This window comes from Neorhizobium sp. USDA 3394 (genome assembly GCF_056280385.1).
Genome location: NZ_JBWCDU010000001.1, coordinates 1,785,419 through 1,801,794, shown reverse-complemented (window position 1 = coordinate 1,801,794; position 16,376 = coordinate 1,785,419). Strand labels below are relative to the sequence as shown.

The following is a 16,376-nucleotide window of genomic DNA, read 5'->3' as shown; positions in this document are numbered from 1 at the left end:
AAGCGAATGGGCGTGACGGCCAAAATCGACGATGAGCTGGACGATGCCGTCGACGACCTCGTGCCTGCGCTCTTTCGGGATGCTCCGAGTTCCGTCTCGTTCAACAAGCTGCGCAAGCGTCTGCTGCGTCAGGTGCGGCAGGCCTTCGACGATTTCGGCATGCTGAATGGCCAGAAACGTTGGCTGGTCGGCCTCTCGGGCGGCAAGGATTCCTATTCTCTGCTCGCCGTGCTGCTCGACCTGCAATGGCGCGGCCTGCTGCCGGTCGAACTGATTGCCTGCAATCTTGACCAGGGCCAGCCGAACTTCCCGAAGCATATATTGCCGGCCTACCTCGCCTCGATCGGCGTGAAGCACCGTATCGAATATCGCGATACCTATTCGATCGTGAAGGAAAAGGTGCCGGAAGGCGCCACCTATTGCTCGCTCTGTTCCAGGCTTCGGCGCGGCAACCTCTACCGGATCGCCCGCGAAGAGGGCTGCGATGCGCTGGTGCTCGGCCATCATCGTGAAGATATCCTTGAAACCTTCTTCATGAATTTCTTCCACGGTGGCAGGCTCGCCGGCATGCCGGCCAAGCTGTTGAACGACGAGGGCGATGTGATGGTGCTGAGGCCGCTTGCCTATTGCGCCGAGGACGACCTGGCCAAATTCGCCGCCGCCATGCAGTTCCCGATCATCCCGTGCGATCTCTGCGGCTCGCAGGATGGCCTGCAGCGCAATTCCATGAAGGCGATGCTCGCTGATATCGAGGCCCGCATGCCGGGCCGCAAGGACACGATGCTGCGCGCGCTCGCGCACGTGAACCCGTCGCACCTGCTCGATCCGAAACTCTTCGACTTCTCCGGCCTGCAAGCCGCTCAAAACCTCTGAATTTTTCGCGAACCCAGTCTTCCCGCACCATCCCCCAAGAGACCGTTGCCATGACCCTTCCGCTCGACATCACGAAGCTTGCCGATCTCCTGCGCCTTGCCGCCAAGGCGGAAATCCTGCCGCGGTTCCGGCGGCTCGGCAGCGGCGATGTGCGTTCAAAGAGCGAGCCGTCCGACCTGGTGACCGAGGCCGACGAGGCCGCCGAGCGGATGATCCGCCGCGAGCTCGAAGCCTTCGCGCCCGGCGCGCTCTTTGTCGGCGAGGAATCGGTGGCGGCCGATCCGTCGCTGCTTGCCAAGCTCGCCGATGCGGAATTTGCGGTGGTCGTCGATCCGGTCGATGGCACATTCAACTTCGCCTCGGGCATTCCGGCTTTCGGCGTCATGGCCTCCGTCGTCTGGAAGGGCGAGACTGTCGCCGGCATTATCTACGATCCGATGGGCGACGACTGGGTGATGGCGGAAAAGGGCGCCGGCGCGTTCATGAGGCGGCCGGACGGCGAGGCGATCCGGCTTTCGGTCGCCGAATCCCGCCCGATCGGAGCCATGATCGGCATGGCGTCGCCCGGATATTTCTTCGGCGGCGAGCGCGAGCGGATCCTCGGCAATCTCGCCAAGGTCCGGTTCTTCGCCAACTATCGCTGCTCGGCTCACGAATACCGCACCTTTGCGGGCGGCCACGTGCAGTTCGTGCTCTACAACAAGCTGATGCCCTGGGATCATCTGGCCGGCACGCTGATCGGCACGGAGGCGGGCGGTTACGTGGCGCGCTTCGACGGCTCCCCTTACATGCCGCACCATGTCGATGGCGGGCTGCTGCTCGCGACCGACAAGGAAAGCTGGCAGATGCTGCGCAACGAGATCATCGGTCACTGAGATAGCGGCCATCAACAAGAAAAGGCCGGATTGCTCCGGCCTTTTTTGTTGGGGACTGTCTCTCAGATCTTCGGATTCTGTGGCTGGAAGAGTTTTCCCTTCTCGCCGATCAGCACGAAGATCAACCCGATGATCGAGACGGTGAAGAAGCCTGCGACCAGGGGCAGCGCCGTACCGTTGAAGGCCTGGCCGATCGCGACGCCGATCAGCGCGCCGCCGACCGTGCTCATGAAGCCGAGCACGGCGGACGCGGTTCCGGCGACATGGCCGAGCGGCTCCATGGCGAGCGAATTGAAGTTCGAGCCGATCCATCCGAACTGGAACATGGCGAGCCCGAAAAACACGATGAAGATCGCCAGTGGCATGGGTTGAGGCCCGAAGATCTGCACGAGCATCCAAACGAATGTGATGCCGATAAAGCCAAGCAGCGAACCGTGCGAAAGACGCCGCATGCCGAAACGCCCGACAAACCTGGCGTTCAGGAAGGAGGCCGCAGACATGAACACCGCCACGCAGGCGAAGACCAGCGGAAACCAGACGCCCAGGTCGTAGATCCCGACGTAGATCTGCTGCGCCGAATTGATGAAACCGAACATGGCGCCGAAGATGAATGTGCTGGCAATCGTGTAGCAGAGGGCGAGGCGATTGGTCAGAACCATCTGGAAGGCGCGCAGGATAGAGGAAAGGGTGAAGGGACGAACATCGGCCGGATCGAGCGTTTCTGGAAGGCGCGAATACATCCAGAAGCCGATGCAGAGCGAGGCGACTGCCATGAACACGAAAATCAGGTGCCAGTTGCCGAACAGCATGATCACCTGGCCCGTTGCCGGCGCGATGACCGGCACGACCATGAAGACCATCATGATCAGCGACATGACTTCCGCCATGGCGCGGCCACCGTATACGTCGCGCACGATCGAAACGGAAATCACCCGGGTTGCGGCCGCTCCTGCACCCTGGATGAAGCGAAGGACCAGCAGCGCGCCGAATGATGGCGCGATGACGGCGCCGACCGCGCAGACGAAATAGAGCCCGAGGCCGAAGAGCATCGGGTTCCTGCGACCGAAACGGTCGGAGATCGATCCATAGATGATCTGCGCGGCGCCGAGGCCGAAGAGATAGGCCGAGATTACGTATTGCCGATGGTTCTCGTTGGCGACGCCGAGGGATGCGCCGATCTCCTGCAGGCCAGGGAGCATGATGTCGATGGCGAGCGAATTGATGGCCATCAGCATCGCCATCATGGCGATGAATTCGACCCGGCCCATGCCGCGCAGGCGGTCCGGGGCCGTTTGTGAGGGATTGGTCACAGCAGCTTCCTAAAAACAACGTGAAAGGCGCCGTGGGGAGCGGCGCCTTGAAAATGTCTTCTAAAAATCCCGGACCGGGGCCCGGAAGATCTCAGGCCGCGCCGCGGACGCTGATGCCCTGTTCCTGCAGGTGAGTCTGCAGTTCGCCGGACTGGAACATCTCGCGGACGATATCGCAGCCGCCGATGAATTCGCCCTTGACGTAAAGCTGCGGAATGGTCGGCCAGTTGGAATAGTCCTTGATGCCCTGGCGGATTTCCGCATCGGCGAGCACGTTGACACCCTTGTAGTCCAGGCCGAGATAATCGAGGATCTGTACGACCTGGCCCGAAAACCCACACTGCGGGAACTGCGGGGTGCCCTTCATGAAGAGAACCACGTCATTGGTCTTCACTTCGTTGGCGATAAAATCGGTAATTCCGCTCATGTCCTATCCTTTCACATGCGGTTTCAAGGGCCGCTGCGCTGCGTCATCTGCCTTAAATAGCAACGTGGCATCGGGAATTCCAGCGGAATAGTCCGTCGCAAGGCGCTTATTGCCCAGCATCGCTGCCGTTTACCGCCGGGTACATTGTCGTCACCGGCTGCGCTGCTTGCTGCGGCTTGCCGTGGTGCGCCGGCGGCTCACCTGTTTCGTCGCCGGCTTCGCCGCGCGTCTGCTTGCGGGTTTGGTACGCGCAGCCTTCTTGGCGAAACGTCCGGTCGTGGCCGAGCGGATCTGCCGCTTCTTGCGTTTGGCGGGCGTGCGGCCATGCGACTTGCCGAGAAGTTCCTTCAGGGCAGTTTCGACGAGGCCGGTAACGATCTCCTTGATCAGGTCAGCCATCGCTCACTCCGCCGGCGCCGAAGTCTGCAATGCCAGCGCATGGAGCACACCGCCCATATTGCCCTTCAGGGCCTCGTAGACCATCTGGTGCTGTTGCACCCGGCTTTTTCCCCGGAACGCTTCCGCCACGACTTCCGCAGCATAATGGTCGCCGTCGCCGGCAAGATCCCGGATGGTGACCTTGGCACCGGGAATGCCGGCCTTGATCAGGTCTTCGATTTCACCGGGTCTCATAGCCATGACGTCATCCCTTTTCTCTCCGCGGGACTCAAAACCGCGGAACCTTTTGTCAGGATACACTGCCTCAAAGCTGCTCTCCGGTCAAAGCTGGATCGAAGAGCTCCGCCTCAATGGTGCAAGAATACGTGTTTCACCTTGTGGAGGCTGGCTTTGGCTCGGGTTCTGAGCGGTGGAAGATGTTGCGTGCGGGAGAAGCGGAAAAGCCAGATGGAACTCAGGGCCAGGATCATGAAGCCGTAAGATTCAATGCTCTCCTCCATCACGACAATATCGAAATGCTCGGCAAGTTGGCTGCAGGCGAGAACGGCGGCAACCAGGCCCAGCGGCCAGGAAAGGCGCGGATGAATGGCGCGCAGGATGCCGCCTCTATGACGGTATTCGAACACGATGGTCGCAATCAGCAGGACGAGAACGGCAGCGCCGATAATAATCGGCAGCCATGTCTTCGACACACAATAAACTGTCATACTTCCACGGCATACTGGCATCTCGCGCATGAAGAAGACGATCGAGATGCAGGCCGTCGTGATTGCGACGAAACGTGCCAGTATCCTCGTCCCCAAGGCCGCCATCACGGCAAAGAGGGCGGTGACGGCAAGCGATGCAGACTGAAGGTCTTCGATGGGGCCATCCTCATCGAAGATGTCGTGGGTGGTCATCCCCATCTTCGAAAAAATCATCCAGGCCAGAACGTTCAGGCAAAGGGTGATGATCAGTGCATCGAGCCAGATGCGCCTGTAGTGCCAGGTCGGGCCCGATGACCTCAACCAGGTCAAAATCGGCATAAGCATTTTTGCGCGCTTACTTTCCTATGTCAGAAAAATAGCGATGCTTACCCGGACAGCCCGAGTCCATCAATCCCTTGCGCTTCACGTTTGTTCACGCGTGCAGACAAACCGCGATCCTGGACCGCGGCAAATCGCGCCGGTGCGTTTGGCCGGGTATCAGGCCATGAAGGCCGGGAACCAGCTTTCGTGCGCTTCCGTGAGCTGCAAGACCGCAACGTTGATGAGGTCGTCGACCACGAGGCTGTCGTCTGCGACCGTGCCGAGCGTGCGGAAGGGTACGCCCGCGCCTTCAGCATTCGCTTGCACGAAATTGGCAAGATCAGCCGGTACCGCGATTACATAGCGAGCCTGGTCCTCGCCAAACAGAACCCCGTGGGCCGGGCCGCGCTGCTCCTTGACGCTGACCTTCATGCCCTTGGACGAGGCCATCGCCATTTCGGCAAGCGTGATCGCAAGACCGCCCGAGGAGATGTCGTGGCAGGCCGTCACCTGGCCGTTGCGGATGAGCGAGCGGACAAAATCGCCGTTGCGGCGCTCGGCCTTCAAATCGACTTCCGGCGGCGGGCCGTCGATCGTGTCGAGAATGTCGCGCAGATAGACGGAAGAGCCGAGATGGCTGCCGTCCGTGCCGATCATGATCAGCTTGTCGCCGTCGTTGGCAGAACCGATGTTCGCCATCTTTTGCCAGTCGGGCAGCAGGCCGACGCCGGCAATCGTCGGGGTCGGCAGGATCGCGACGCCGTTGGTCTCGTTGTAGAGCGACACGTTGCCGGAAACGATCGGGAAATCGAGCGCCCTGCAGGCCTCGCCGATGCCCTTGATGGCGCCGACCAGCTGGCCCATGATTTCCGGTTTTTCCGGATTGCCGAAATTGAGGTTGTCGGTTGCGGCGAGCGGTTCGGCGCCGGTGGCGACGATGTTGCGCCAGCATTCGGCGACCGCCTGCTTGCCGCCTTCGAACGGATCGGCCTCGACATAACGCGGCGTGACGTCGGACGAGAAGGCGAGCGCCTTGGTCGGATGGGTTTCGATGCGCACGACGCCGGCATCGCCGCCCGGGCGCTGCAGCGAATTGCCCTGGATCAGCGTGTCATATTGCTCCCAGACCCAGCGACGGCTGGACTGGTTGGCCGAGCCGACGAGCTTCAGCAGGGTCTGATTATAGTCGGCGGGTGCCGCGACCTGCGAAGCGGGCAGGGGCGCGCGGGCATTCGATGGGACCCACGGGCGATCGTATTCCGGCGCCTGGTCTCCCAGATCCTTGATCGGCAGGTTGGCGACTTCTTCGCCCTGATGCAGCACGCGGAAGCGCAGGTCGTCGGTGGTCTTGCCGACGATCGCAAAATCGAGGCCCCACTTAACGAAGATCGCCTTGGCCTGGTCTTCCTTTTCCGGCTGCAGCACCATGAGCATGCGCTCCTGGCTCTCCGACAGCATCATTTCGTAGGCCGTCATCCGGTCTTCGCGCACCGGCACCTTGTCGAGGTCGAGTTCGATACCAAGGTCGCCCTTGGCGCCCATTTCGACGGCCGAGCAGGTGAGGCCGGCCGCGCCCATGTCCTGGATCGCGATGACGGCGCCGGTTGCCATCAGCTCGAGGCAGGCTTCCAGCAGGCACTTTTCGGTGAAGGGGTCGCCGACCTGAACTGTCGGGCGCTTCTCCTCGATGGACTCGTCGAATTCGGCCGATGCCATCGTGGCTCCGCCGACGCCGTCGCGGCCGGTCTTGGCGCCGAGATAGACGACCGGCAGGCCGACGCCCTTGGCTTCCGACAGGAAGATGGCATTCGACCTGGCAAGCCCGGCCGCAAACGCGTTGACCAGGATATTGCCGTTATAGCGCGGATCGAACTCCACTTCGCCGCCGACCGTCGGAACGCCGAATGAATTGCCGTAACCGCCGACGCCGGCAACGACACCGGACACCAGATGCTTGGTCTTCGGATGATCGGGCGCGCCGAAGCGCAGCGCGTTCATGGCCGCGATCGGACGGGCGCCCATGGTGAAGACGTCGCGCAGGATGCCGCCGACACCCGTCGCCGCGCCCTGGTAGGGCTCGATATAGGACGGGTGGTTGTGGCTCTCCATCTTGAAGACGACGCAATCGCCATCGTCGATATCGACGACGCCGGCATTCTCGCCCGGCCCCTGAATGACGCGCGGTCCCTTGGTCGGTAGCGTCCGCAGCCATTTCTTGGAGGATTTGTAGGAGCAGTGCTCGTTCCACATGGCCGAGAAGATGCCGAGTTCAGTGAATGTCGGCTCGCGGCCGATCAGATCGAGAATCCGCTGATATTCGTCGGGCTTCAAGCCGTGCGAGGCGACGAGTTCGGGGGTGATCGCGATACTGTTCGGGATGGTCATGATCTTCTCTGGATTGAAGGGCCAAGCTCTTGGCGCTCTTTAACCTATGTCGCAATGCGGCGCGACAGGAAAATACTGCCATGCGGCGGTCCGGCCGGAAAACAAAAAGCGCCGGAAAACCGGCGCCTCAGTTAAAAGATAGCCTATCTGGATCAGAACTTGTAGCCGACGGCGATGCCTGCATAGGAGAGGCCGTCGTTGTGATCGCACAGATCGGCGTTCGAAGAGTGCTCGACGGTCGCAAGGACGCGCCAGTTGTTGGTGATGTTGTAGCCGAGACCGAGCGACTCATGGAAGAGCACATGGCAACCGAGCTTCGGACCGTCGTTCGGCTTGTCGAGGTTGCCGTTGTTGAAGGCGCCGCCGAAGCCGAGATCGACGAAGATCTTGTCGGTGATCGGTGCCGTCCAGGTGAAGCCGGCAAAGACCTGGCTCGCTTCGCCTGCCGTCGACACGATTGCGCCGACATGGACGCGCGGACGCAGCATGTGGTCCATGAAGCTCTGGGCATGACGCTGGTCGAAGGGGTCGAAGAAGACGGTGGCGGACGGGAAAGCGCCCTTCTCGAACGTGCTCTTGCTCTGGATCGAACCGGAAACGCCGATTCGCACTTCGTCGAACAGCCGCTCCTGCGCAACGGCCGTGGAAGACAGCGCCGACGCTGCCAGAACTGCACCGACCACGGATCCGAAAAATGCCTTGTTCATTCCATCGCCCTCATACGCGCCGCGATTCTTGCGGCTGGCGCGATCCCGATACGGGCCGCCCGCTTCTCGATGACGAAAGTGGTACAATGACGGGTAGCGCCAGTCCAGCGCCGGTTCACAGACCGTTATGACTTGTGGCGAAAAAACGCAAAGATTCGGGCGGGCCGGTGCAGAGCTGCAACAGATTGTTTACAGGGATGTAAATTCAAATGGTTAATATCAGCAGCCGCTCGCGCCGCCAGCCCAGCGGAGCACATCGCGCTTGATTCTCTCGCCTTCCGGGCCGCCCATCATCGGACCGAAGGCGTCGAGACGGGCAGGGTTGCCCTCGGCCTGGACGACCAGCATGGGGCGTGACTCGGGGCTGTTGCGCGGCACGGCGAGAATGCGCGGCCGGCCGGAGAAGGAATTGAGCTCAGGTGCCAGCCGATAGGGCTTGAAGGCCGCGTCGCCCGATTTGAACCAGCAGCTATTGGCGGCAATCGCCACGCGCTCCATCGTCGGCAGCGCCGCACGGTTCGCCGTCACCGCCGCCGGCCGGTCCGACTGGCAGGCGGAAAGCGCTATGCCGAGGGCGGCGAGAGGAAATGCAGCGAGCAGGCGATAAGTGAACGGCATCAAACGTCCTGACGTGGTTTTGATCGTTCTGGGGATCGATCCGGATAAGATGAAGGTTCAGGCGGTCGCGGCGATCACATCGAGCGCCGAGGCGAAAATCCCGCGCCCGTCATTGCCGCCATGGGCGGCTTCGATCAGGTTTTCCGGATGCGGCATCATGCCGAGCACGTTGCCGCGAGTGTTCATGACGCCGGCGATATCGTTCAGGGAGCCGTTCGGGTTGGTGCCTTCGGCATAACGGAAGACGATTTCGCCACGATCTTCCATGCCGGACAGCGTGTCCGCGTCGACGAAGTAATTGCCGTCGTGATGGGCGACCGGGCAGCGCAGCACCTGGCCCTTTTCATAGGCCCGTGTGAAATCGGTGTCGGCGTTGACCACTTCGAGCTTCACTTCCTTGCAGACGAATTTCAGCGAGGAATTGCGCATCAACGCGCCAGGCAGCATGCCGGCTTCGACGAGGATCTGGAAACCGTTGCAGACGCCGAGCACCTTGACGCCCTTGTCGGCCTTGTCCCTGATTGCCTGCATGACCGGCATGCGGGCCGCGATCGCTCCGCAGCGCAGATAGTCGCCATAGGAAAACCCGCCCGGTATGACGATGAGGTCGACATCGTCCGGAATGTCGGTCTCTGTCTGCCAGATGGTAATCGGCGCCTTTCCGGAAATCTTGGTGAGGGCGGCGATCATGTCGCGATCGCGATTGAGACCGGGAAGCTGAACGACGGCGGATTTCATGGGTGCGGTTCAAACCTTGCCTGGGCCTCGGCGAGCTCGCGCAGTTCGAGGCGGTTTTCGATACGGTCGAGTCGATTTTCAATATGCCCAACCGTGACGCGAAGATTGTTCATATCCCCTTGGAGAACGTGAAGTTGTCCTCTTAAGGTCATGTGGTCGGCTCGCAACTCACCAATTGATAGTTCGACTTTATCAAATCGCTGATGAATCTTCTTGAGAAGCTCATACATCAATTCACTTGTGATCTCAGCCATCACATACTCCGCAACTCTCAGTCGAGTGCGATAGTATAATTCTCAATCACCGTGTTTGCCAGCAGCTTCTCGCACATGGCTTTCAGGTCCGCCTCGGCTTTCGCCTTGTCGGCGCCCTCGAGTTCGAGGTCGAAGACCTTGCCCTGGCGGACATGGCCGACGCCGGAAAAACCGAGACTGCCGAGCGCGCCTTCGATGGCCTTGCCCTGCGGATCGAGAACGCCGTTCTTGAGCGTGACCGTCACGCGTGCCTTGATCACTGATCCAACCCCCAGATTACTTGACGAGAACCGGTCCGGTCCCGCGGATCGGTTCGTTTTCATTGATGATGCCGAGACGCCGAGCGACTTCCGAATAGGCTTCGACGAGCCCGCCGAGGTCGCGCCGGAAACGGTCCTTGTCCATCTTTTCGCGGGTCTCGATGTCCCAGAGGCGGCAGCTGTCCGGCGAGATTTCGTCCGCGAGGATGATGCGCATCATGTCGCCTTCGAACAGCCGGCCGCATTCGATCTTGAAATCGACGAGCTGGATGCCGACACCGAGGAAAAGCCCTGAGAGGAAGTCGTTGACGCGGATGGCGAGCGCCATGATGTCGTCGAGTTCGGCGGGGTTCGCCCAGCCGAAAGCGGTGATGTGCTCCTCGGAGACCATCGGGTCGGCGAGAGCGTCGGACTTGTAGTAGAACTCGATGATCGAGCGCGGCAAGACCATGCCTTCCTCGATGCCGAGGCGTGTCGAGAGCGATCCGGCGGCAACGTTGCGCACCACGATCTCGAGCGGAATCATCTCCACTTCCTTGATCAGCTGCTCGCGCATGTTCAGCCGGCGGATGAAATGCGTCGGGATGCCGATCTTGTTCAGATGGGTGAAGAGGTATTCCGAGATACGGTTGTTGAGAACACCCTTGCCGTCGATGACGTCATGTTTCTTCTTGTTGAAGGCAGTCGCGTCGTCCTTGAAAAACTGGATCAGCGTGCCGGGCTCGGGGCCTTCATAAAGGATTTTGGCCTTGCCTTCGTAGATACGGCGGCGACGGTTCATGATTCTTGTCTCGTTGTTGGCGCCCCTGACGGACGCAATGGATAATGTTTGAGCGGTCCCTTATCGGAAAAGAACGGGTTTCACAATGCGGGCCTCCAAACCTTTGTGGGCGAAGCGCAATCAGGAATCAGTGAGCTTCAGATTACAGGGTTCTCGAAGGTTTTGCTCTACCAACTGGGGTGTCCGGGCTGAAAGGACGGTAATAAACAGGAAAAGCGGGGACCCATGACATATATGCTCTTTGTGACCGGGCCAAAGCCGTTGAGGACCAATTTTACCTGTGAGCAAAGCTTGCGGTTTCGCCAGGAGCCCGTCGCAACGGGCTGATGGGCTTCTGTGCCGCGCGCCATTGCCGATGCAGGCGCCTACGCCTGTAGTTCTGGATTTCCACCCTCGACAGCAAGGCTTCGCAGGACTTAGCCATCAAATTGCGTCATGATTTCGACGCCGAAGGTATCGCAATTCCAGGCGCGGATATGCCGGACCTGCTGGTGTCCGCGCTCAAGGAGCGGGAGCGGACAGAAGATCGGCACCCAGGCGGAACTCGCATTCGTCAATTGCGCGCCACGATTCCGCTTCCGTCTCTACCGGAATCGACATCCCGCCGATTGCGCTTCGCTCCTCTTTTGATTATGGGGGGTTCCCATAAAGTTCACTTTGGGAGACCCGAGATGAGTGGCCTCAGCGATCGCGAAAAAGCCTTTGAAAACAAGTTTGCCCTGGACCAGGAATTGAAGTTCAAGGCGCTCGCCCGCCGCAACAAGCTCGCCGGCCTCTGGGCAGCCGGCCTGCTCGGCAAGACAGACGCTGACGCTTACGCGAAGGAAGTCGTCGTTGCCGACTTCGAGGAAGCGGGCGACGAGGATGTGTTCCGCAAGCTGCGCAGCGATCTCGATGCCGGCGGCGTCTCCATCTCCGACCAGGATATCCGCACCAAGATGGTGGAGCTTCTGGCTCAGGCGGTTGATCAGATCGAGAACCAGTAAGCCCTATATTCGAAGCCTGCAGGAAGGCTGCGCCCGTCGGCGCGGCTTTCTTTATGCCCTCGAAGCGGGTTCTCAGCTGCCGGAGGGGTGCCGCTTGCGGTTCTCGGGTGGCGGGCTTTCGCCGGAACGCCAACGGCCGCAAAGTATGAAATCCGGAATGCTACCGCGCGGCATCGGCCTTGCGAGCGCATAACCCTGGAGGATGTCGCAGCCAAGATCGCGCAGGATGCGGATCTGCTCGGTGGTCTCGACGCCTTCTGCGACAACCTCGATATTCAGCGATTTGCCGATCTCGATGATCGATCCGACCATCTTCCGTTGCTTTTGCGACTGCGAGACCAGGCGGACGAGTTCGCGATCGATCTTCAGCGCACGCGGATTGAGCCGCAGGAGGCTGATGATCGAGGCATGACCGGTGCCGAAATCGTCTATCTCGATCTCGATGCCGAGCTTCCGGATGCGTGCCAGGTTCTTCAGGACATCGTCATCGCAATTGTCGAGGAAGATCGATTCCAGCAGCTCGAAGGATACCGTGCCCGGCTCGATCCTGAGCTTCTTGAGCTTGCGCGACAGCGAGGCGTCGTGCAGCCGACGGTAGGAAACGTTGACCGAGAGCTTCGGGATCGAAAGGCCGTGGGCGCGCCAATCGCGGAAATCGGCAAGCGCCTTGTCGAGGATAATCCCGTCGATCACCGAGACGACGTCGAGGTCCTCGGCCATTTCGAGGAATTTGTCGGGAGACAGGACGCCACGCTCCGGGTGCATCCACCGCGCCAGCGTTTCCACGCCGGCGATCTCCAGCGTCTGCGCGTCGAACTGCAGCTGATAATACGGAATGAACTCGTCGCGCTCGAGAGCAAGAAGGATCTCGTCCGAAATGCGCTTGGTGCTGATGATTTCGTTCTGGGTGTCGGCGGAGAAGAACTCATGCCGGTTACGGCCGCGATTCTTGGCGCGGTAGAGCGCGATATCGGCATTCAGGAGAAGCTGGCGCGCATCGACCTCCGCTCCCGTATGGCAGGCGATGCCGATGCTGGCGCCGAAACGGCAATCGTGGCCCTCATAGGATACCGGCTTGCGCAACTCCTTGATGATCCTATCGGCCAGATGCGAGAGCTTGCGCGGCGATCCTTCGAATTTCGACAGGATGACGAATTCGTCGCCGCCGATACGGGCGACGAAATCGCCCTTACGGATCGTGCCTTTGAGGACTTTCGCCGCATGTTTCAGCATCATGTCGCCGGCACTGTGGCCGAGCGTGTCGTTGATCTGCTTGAAGCGGTCGAGGTCGATATGGAGGATCGCGATACCGTGTCTGTCGCGGGCACATTCCGCGCCCACGCGGTCCAGCATCTCGTCCAGGTAACGCCGGTTTGGAAGATCGGTCAGGTAGTCGTGCATCGCATTGTGCTCGATGCTGCTGCGGGCGGCTTCGAGTTCGCGGTTGCGCGCCTCGGCAAGGGTCTTTGCCCGTTCCAGTTCCCGGTGAAGCGTCACATCGGCCGTGACGTCCCAGTTGGCGCCAACCATCTTCTGGTGACCGTTACCGTCGATGAAAGACATGGTGCGGGTGCGCACGACGCGTTCGGAGCCGTCCCGCAGTATCACGCGGTATTGGTCCGAGAAACGTTTGCCCTCATCGATATGGGCGGAGACGTTTGCCTGAACGCGTGCGGCATCGTCCGGGTGCAGGAAGCTCTCCCAGAGCCCGCCGATCTTCACTTCCTCGCTCTTTTCCAGTCCGTAGATCCGGAACATCCGTTCGTCCCATTCAACCTCGCCGGTGGAGAAGTCGGATTCGTAGACGCCGATGCCGGATATTTCGAGCGCCATGTCGAGCCGCCGCGACATCTGGGCGGTCTTTTCTTCCGCGGCCTTGCGTGCGGTGATGTCCGTGTCCGTGCCGACCACGCGGGTCGCCTTGCCGTTCGCGTCCCATTCGACGCAGGCGCCCCGGCATTCGATCCAGACCCAATGCCCCTGCTTGTGGCGTTCGCGATAATCGAAGACGGCGTAGGCCGGATCCCCGGCATTCTGCCGCTCCATGGCATGGATGACACGCGCATGGTCGTCCGGGTGGACAAGCTTGAGCCATTCCTCCGTGCTGGCGGCCAGCGGGTCGTCCGGCGACATTCCCCGGATCTGCCGCCACACCGGCGAATAATATTTCTGGCCGGTCGCGTAGTTATGGTCCCAGACGCCTGAGACGGAGCTGACCAGCGCGTTGTCCCAGCGACTTTCGCGTTCGGCAAGTTCTTCGAACTGCCGCTTTTGGTCGGTGATATCCGTCAGGTGGACAGCAAACAGGCACTCGCCTTTGAAATTTTTGCTGAGCGGTATGACGGTCGCCAACACCCATCGCTGAGAACCGGTCGGGCTTACGATGCGCAGTTCCAGGTGTTCCGTTGGGGAATCGATGTTCAGGCCCTGGATCGCCCGAGGGACCTTGGCCTGGTCGTCGGAATGCAGGAGGGCTGACAGGGTAGTCGGTAGCCGGCCTTCGCCAAAAAGCCATTCGCGTTTGAATGTGCTGTTTGCAAAAAGCAGCACGGCGGCATGATCGATGATGGCAATCGGGAAAGGATCTGCCTGAAATATCGTCTCAAGAACGCCGATCTCGTCTCCGGGGCCGGAGTCCAATAGGCGTGAGAGAACATTTAACGGCATCGGCGCAGCCTGGCTCGCTAGAAAACGAACGCGCACCTTAGCAAGTGTCAATTAAGTCCAGCTTAAAAATGCTGTTCGAATTAACGCACCCGAAAATTATGGGCCAGCCGGGATTCCGCCGTATTTTCAAGGCTTGAGACGACTGAGGAACTGAGCGAAGACCATTGTGCCTTCCGGCCACGGCCCATGGCCGGAATCCTGGTTGATGTGGCCGGCTTCACCGGCATCGACCAGCATCGAACCCCAGGCGGAAGCGATGTCGTCCGCATGTTCGTAGGAGCCGAACGGATCGTTGCGGCTCGCGACCGTCAGCGACGGGAAGGGAAGCGGATCACGCGGGTAGGGGCCGAAGGTCTGCAGGTGTTTGGGCCGGATGGACGGATTGTCCACTTCCGGCGGGGCCACGAAGAAGGCGCCGGCCACCGGTTTCGTGAACAGCGGCACGGCGTGAACGACGGTCGGGATGCCGAGCGAATGGGCGACGATGACGACCGGCCGCGTCGCACGGTTCACCTCTTCGGCGACACGTGTGACCCAGTCCTCGCGCACCGGCTTCGACCATTCTTCCTGCTCCACCCGGCGGGCCGTCGTCAGCTTCTGCTCCCAACGGGTCTGCCAGTGATGGGGCCCGGAATTGGTGTAGCCGGGGACGATCAATATATCTGCTTCGGATGCCTTCATGGCGCCTATCTGTGTTCGCAGAGGGGCAAGATCAAGCCTCGCCGAAGACCCGGCGGAAGATCGTGTCCACGTGTTTGGTGTGATAGCCGAGGTCGAATTTTTCGCGCAGGTCCTCTTCGGACAGTGCGGCCCGGACTTCCTGGTCCGCCAGCAGCTCCTCGAGAAAATCCTTGCCTTCTTCCCAGACCCTCATCGCGTTGCGCTGGACGAGGCGATAGGCGTCCTCGCGGGAGACGCCGGCTTGCGTAAGGGCAAGCAGCACCCGCTGCGAGTGAACAAGCCCACGGAACTTGTTCATGTTCTTCATCATGTTCTCGGGGTAGACGAGCAGCTTGTCGATCACGCTGGTCATGCGGGCCAGGGCGAAATCGAGCGTTACCGTCGCGTCCGGGCCGATCATGCGCTCGACCGAGGAGTGGGAAATGTCCCGCTCGTGCCAGAGCGCGACGTTCTCCATGGCCGGCAATGCGTAGGAGCGCACCATGCGGGCAAGGCCCGTCAGGTTTTCGGTCAAAACCGGATTGCGCTTGTGCGGCATCGCCGACGAGCCCTTCTGGCCCGGCGAGAAAAACTCTTCCGCTTCGAGGACTTCGGTGCGCTGCAGGTGGCGGACCTCGATCGACAGCCGCTCGATCGACGAGGCGATCACGCCCAATATCGCGAAATACATGGCGTGACGGTCGCGCGGAATGACCTGGGTCGAGACCGGTTCCGGCTTCAGGCCAAGGGCGGCGGCGACGTGTTCCTCGACACGGGGGTCGATGTTGGCGAAGGTGCCGACGGCCCCGGAAATCGCGCAGGTGGCGATCTCGTCGCGAGCTTCGAGCAGCCGGGTTTTGTTGCGGTCGAATTCCGCATAGGCCTGGGCGAGCTTGACGCCGAACGTTGTCGGCTCCGCGTGGATGCCGTGGCTGCGGCCGATCGTGACCGTATCCTTGTGCTCGAAGGCGCGACGCTTCAGCGCTTCGAGCAGCTTGTCGATATCGGCGACGAGCAGATCGGTGGCGCGCACCAGCTGGACGCTGAAACAGGTGTCGAGCACGTCGGACGAGGTCATGCCCTGGTGGATGAAGCGGCTGTCCGGGCCGACGAATTCGGCGAGATGGGTGAGGAAGGCGATGACGTCGTGTTTGGTGACGGCTTCGATCTCGTCGATACGGGCAACGTCGAACGTGGCCGAGCCACCCTTCGCCCAGATCGTCTCCGCTGCCGACTTCGGGATCACGCCGATCGCCGCAAGAGCATCGCAGGCATGAGCCTCGATCTCGAACCAGATGCGGAACTTGGTTTCGGGCGACCAGATGGCGACCATTTCGGGCCGCGAGTAACGGGGGATCATGGGCTTGTCGTTTCCTTCACGAGTGTCGGCTGCGCTTTAGCAAGAAGCGCGGCCAAGCTCAAGTTTTTG

The 16,376-nt window shown here is 60.9% G+C and carries 18 protein-coding genes; 3 read left to right on the top strand and 15 right to left on the bottom strand.

The genetic code is table 11. The features are described 5' to 3' along the window. Positions 1-6 precede the first annotated feature (6 nt). Both ttcA and ACZ9EJ_RS08555 read left to right on the top strand, forming a co-directional pair. Complete coding sequence (gene ttcA / locus ACZ9EJ_RS08560) at positions 7-873, top strand: tRNA 2-thiocytidine(32) synthetase TtcA (RefSeq protein WP_046640351.1); 867 nt, start codon at positions 7-9, stop codon at positions 871-873. 50 nt (positions 874-923) lie between these two features. Continuing rightward, complete coding sequence (locus ACZ9EJ_RS08555; RefSeq protein ID WP_046626612.1) at positions 924-1,748, top strand: inositol monophosphatase family protein; 825 nt, start codon at positions 924-926, stop codon at positions 1,746-1,748. 62 nt (positions 1,749-1,810) lie between these two features. On the opposite strand, the gene ACZ9EJ_RS08550 is transcribed toward ACZ9EJ_RS08555, so the two are convergent. The 12 genes from ACZ9EJ_RS08550 to purC form a co-directional block, all read right to left on the bottom strand. Next, the gene (locus ACZ9EJ_RS08550) at positions 1,811-3,016 is read right to left on the bottom strand and encodes a multidrug effflux MFS transporter (RefSeq protein ID WP_046640388.1); all 1,206 of its coding nucleotides are present in this window, start codon (positions 3,014-3,016) and stop codon (positions 1,811-1,813) included. 133 nt (positions 3,017-3,149) lie between these two features. Further along, positions 3,150-3,485, bottom strand: coding sequence for a Grx4 family monothiol glutaredoxin (grxD, locus tag ACZ9EJ_RS08545; RefSeq protein WP_007770088.1), 336 nt, complete (start codon positions 3,483-3,485; stop codon positions 3,150-3,152). 150 nt (positions 3,486-3,635) lie between these two features. After that, a complete protein-coding gene (locus ACZ9EJ_RS08540) occupies positions 3,636-3,884 on the bottom strand; it encodes a hypothetical protein (protein ID WP_046626610.1) in 249 nt (82 codons plus the stop codon). A gap of 3 nt (positions 3,885-3,887) precedes the next feature. Next, positions 3,888-4,124 carry a BolA family protein gene (locus tag ACZ9EJ_RS08535; protein WP_007770085.1) on the bottom strand — a complete coding sequence of 79 codons (237 nt, stop codon included), beginning with the start codon at positions 4,122-4,124 and terminating at the stop codon, positions 3,888-3,890. Positions 4,125-4,231: 107 nt separating this feature from the next. Continuing rightward, positions 4,232-4,909, bottom strand: a complete 678-nt coding sequence (locus tag ACZ9EJ_RS08530) for a hypothetical protein (protein ID WP_046640350.1) — start codon at positions 4,907-4,909, stop codon at positions 4,232-4,234. Between the two features lie 159 nt (positions 4,910-5,068). Continuing rightward, a complete protein-coding gene (gene purL / locus ACZ9EJ_RS08525; protein WP_046640349.1) occupies positions 5,069-7,276 on the bottom strand; it encodes a phosphoribosylformylglycinamidine synthase subunit PurL in 2,208 nt (735 codons plus the stop codon). A 152-nt stretch (positions 7,277-7,428) separates the two neighbouring features. Beyond that, entirely contained in the window at positions 7,429-7,983 is a 555-nt protein-coding gene (locus ACZ9EJ_RS08520; RefSeq protein WP_046626605.1) for an acyloxyacyl hydrolase, read from the bottom strand. A gap of 219 nt (positions 7,984-8,202) precedes the next feature. Continuing rightward, positions 8,203-8,601 (bottom strand): hypothetical protein, encoded by a 399-nt coding sequence (locus ACZ9EJ_RS08515; RefSeq protein ID WP_046626603.1) that lies wholly within the window; start codon positions 8,599-8,601, stop codon positions 8,203-8,205. Positions 8,602-8,658: 57 nt separating this feature from the next. Next, positions 8,659-9,339 carry a phosphoribosylformylglycinamidine synthase subunit PurQ gene (gene purQ, locus ACZ9EJ_RS08510; protein ID WP_046626601.1) on the bottom strand — a complete coding sequence of 227 codons (681 nt, stop codon included), beginning with the start codon at positions 9,337-9,339 and terminating at the stop codon, positions 8,659-8,661. Beyond that, entirely contained in the window at positions 9,336-9,593 is a 258-nt protein-coding gene (locus ACZ9EJ_RS08505) for a hypothetical protein (protein WP_046640348.1), read from the bottom strand. Before ACZ9EJ_RS08505 ends, purQ begins: the two co-directional genes overlap by 4 nt. A gap of 17 nt (positions 9,594-9,610) precedes the next feature. Next, positions 9,611-9,853 (bottom strand): phosphoribosylformylglycinamidine synthase subunit PurS, encoded by a 243-nt coding sequence (gene purS / locus ACZ9EJ_RS08500; RefSeq protein ID WP_046626597.1) that lies wholly within the window; start codon positions 9,851-9,853, stop codon positions 9,611-9,613. A 16-nt stretch (positions 9,854-9,869) separates the two neighbouring features. Then, on the bottom strand, positions 9,870-10,634 hold the full coding sequence (gene purC / locus ACZ9EJ_RS08495; protein ID WP_007770061.1) for a phosphoribosylaminoimidazolesuccinocarboxamide synthase: 765 nt from the start codon (positions 10,632-10,634) through the stop codon (positions 9,870-9,872). Between the two features lie 671 nt (positions 10,635-11,305). Here purC and ACZ9EJ_RS08490 point away from each other — a divergent pair. Continuing rightward, positions 11,306-11,620 carry a DUF1476 domain-containing protein gene (locus tag ACZ9EJ_RS08490; protein WP_046626594.1) on the top strand — a complete coding sequence of 105 codons (315 nt, stop codon included), beginning with the start codon at positions 11,306-11,308 and terminating at the stop codon, positions 11,618-11,620. Positions 11,621-11,692: 72 nt separating this feature from the next. On the opposite strand, the gene ACZ9EJ_RS08485 is transcribed toward ACZ9EJ_RS08490, so the two are convergent. The 3 genes from ACZ9EJ_RS08485 to purB form a co-directional block, all read right to left on the bottom strand. Continuing rightward, positions 11,693-14,287: a sensor domain-containing protein gene (locus tag ACZ9EJ_RS08485; RefSeq protein ID WP_052764588.1), complete on the bottom strand. Its 2,595-nt coding sequence runs from the start codon at positions 14,285-14,287 to the stop codon at positions 11,693-11,695. Between the two features lie 126 nt (positions 14,288-14,413). Continuing rightward, the gene (locus ACZ9EJ_RS08480; RefSeq protein WP_046626592.1) at positions 14,414-14,968 is read right to left on the bottom strand and encodes an RBBP9/YdeN family alpha/beta hydrolase; all 555 of its coding nucleotides are present in this window, start codon (positions 14,966-14,968) and stop codon (positions 14,414-14,416) included. Between the two features lie 31 nt (positions 14,969-14,999). Beyond that, a complete protein-coding gene (gene purB, locus ACZ9EJ_RS08475; protein WP_046626590.1) occupies positions 15,000-16,307 on the bottom strand; it encodes an adenylosuccinate lyase in 1,308 nt (435 codons plus the stop codon). Positions 16,308-16,376 lie beyond the last annotated feature (69 nt).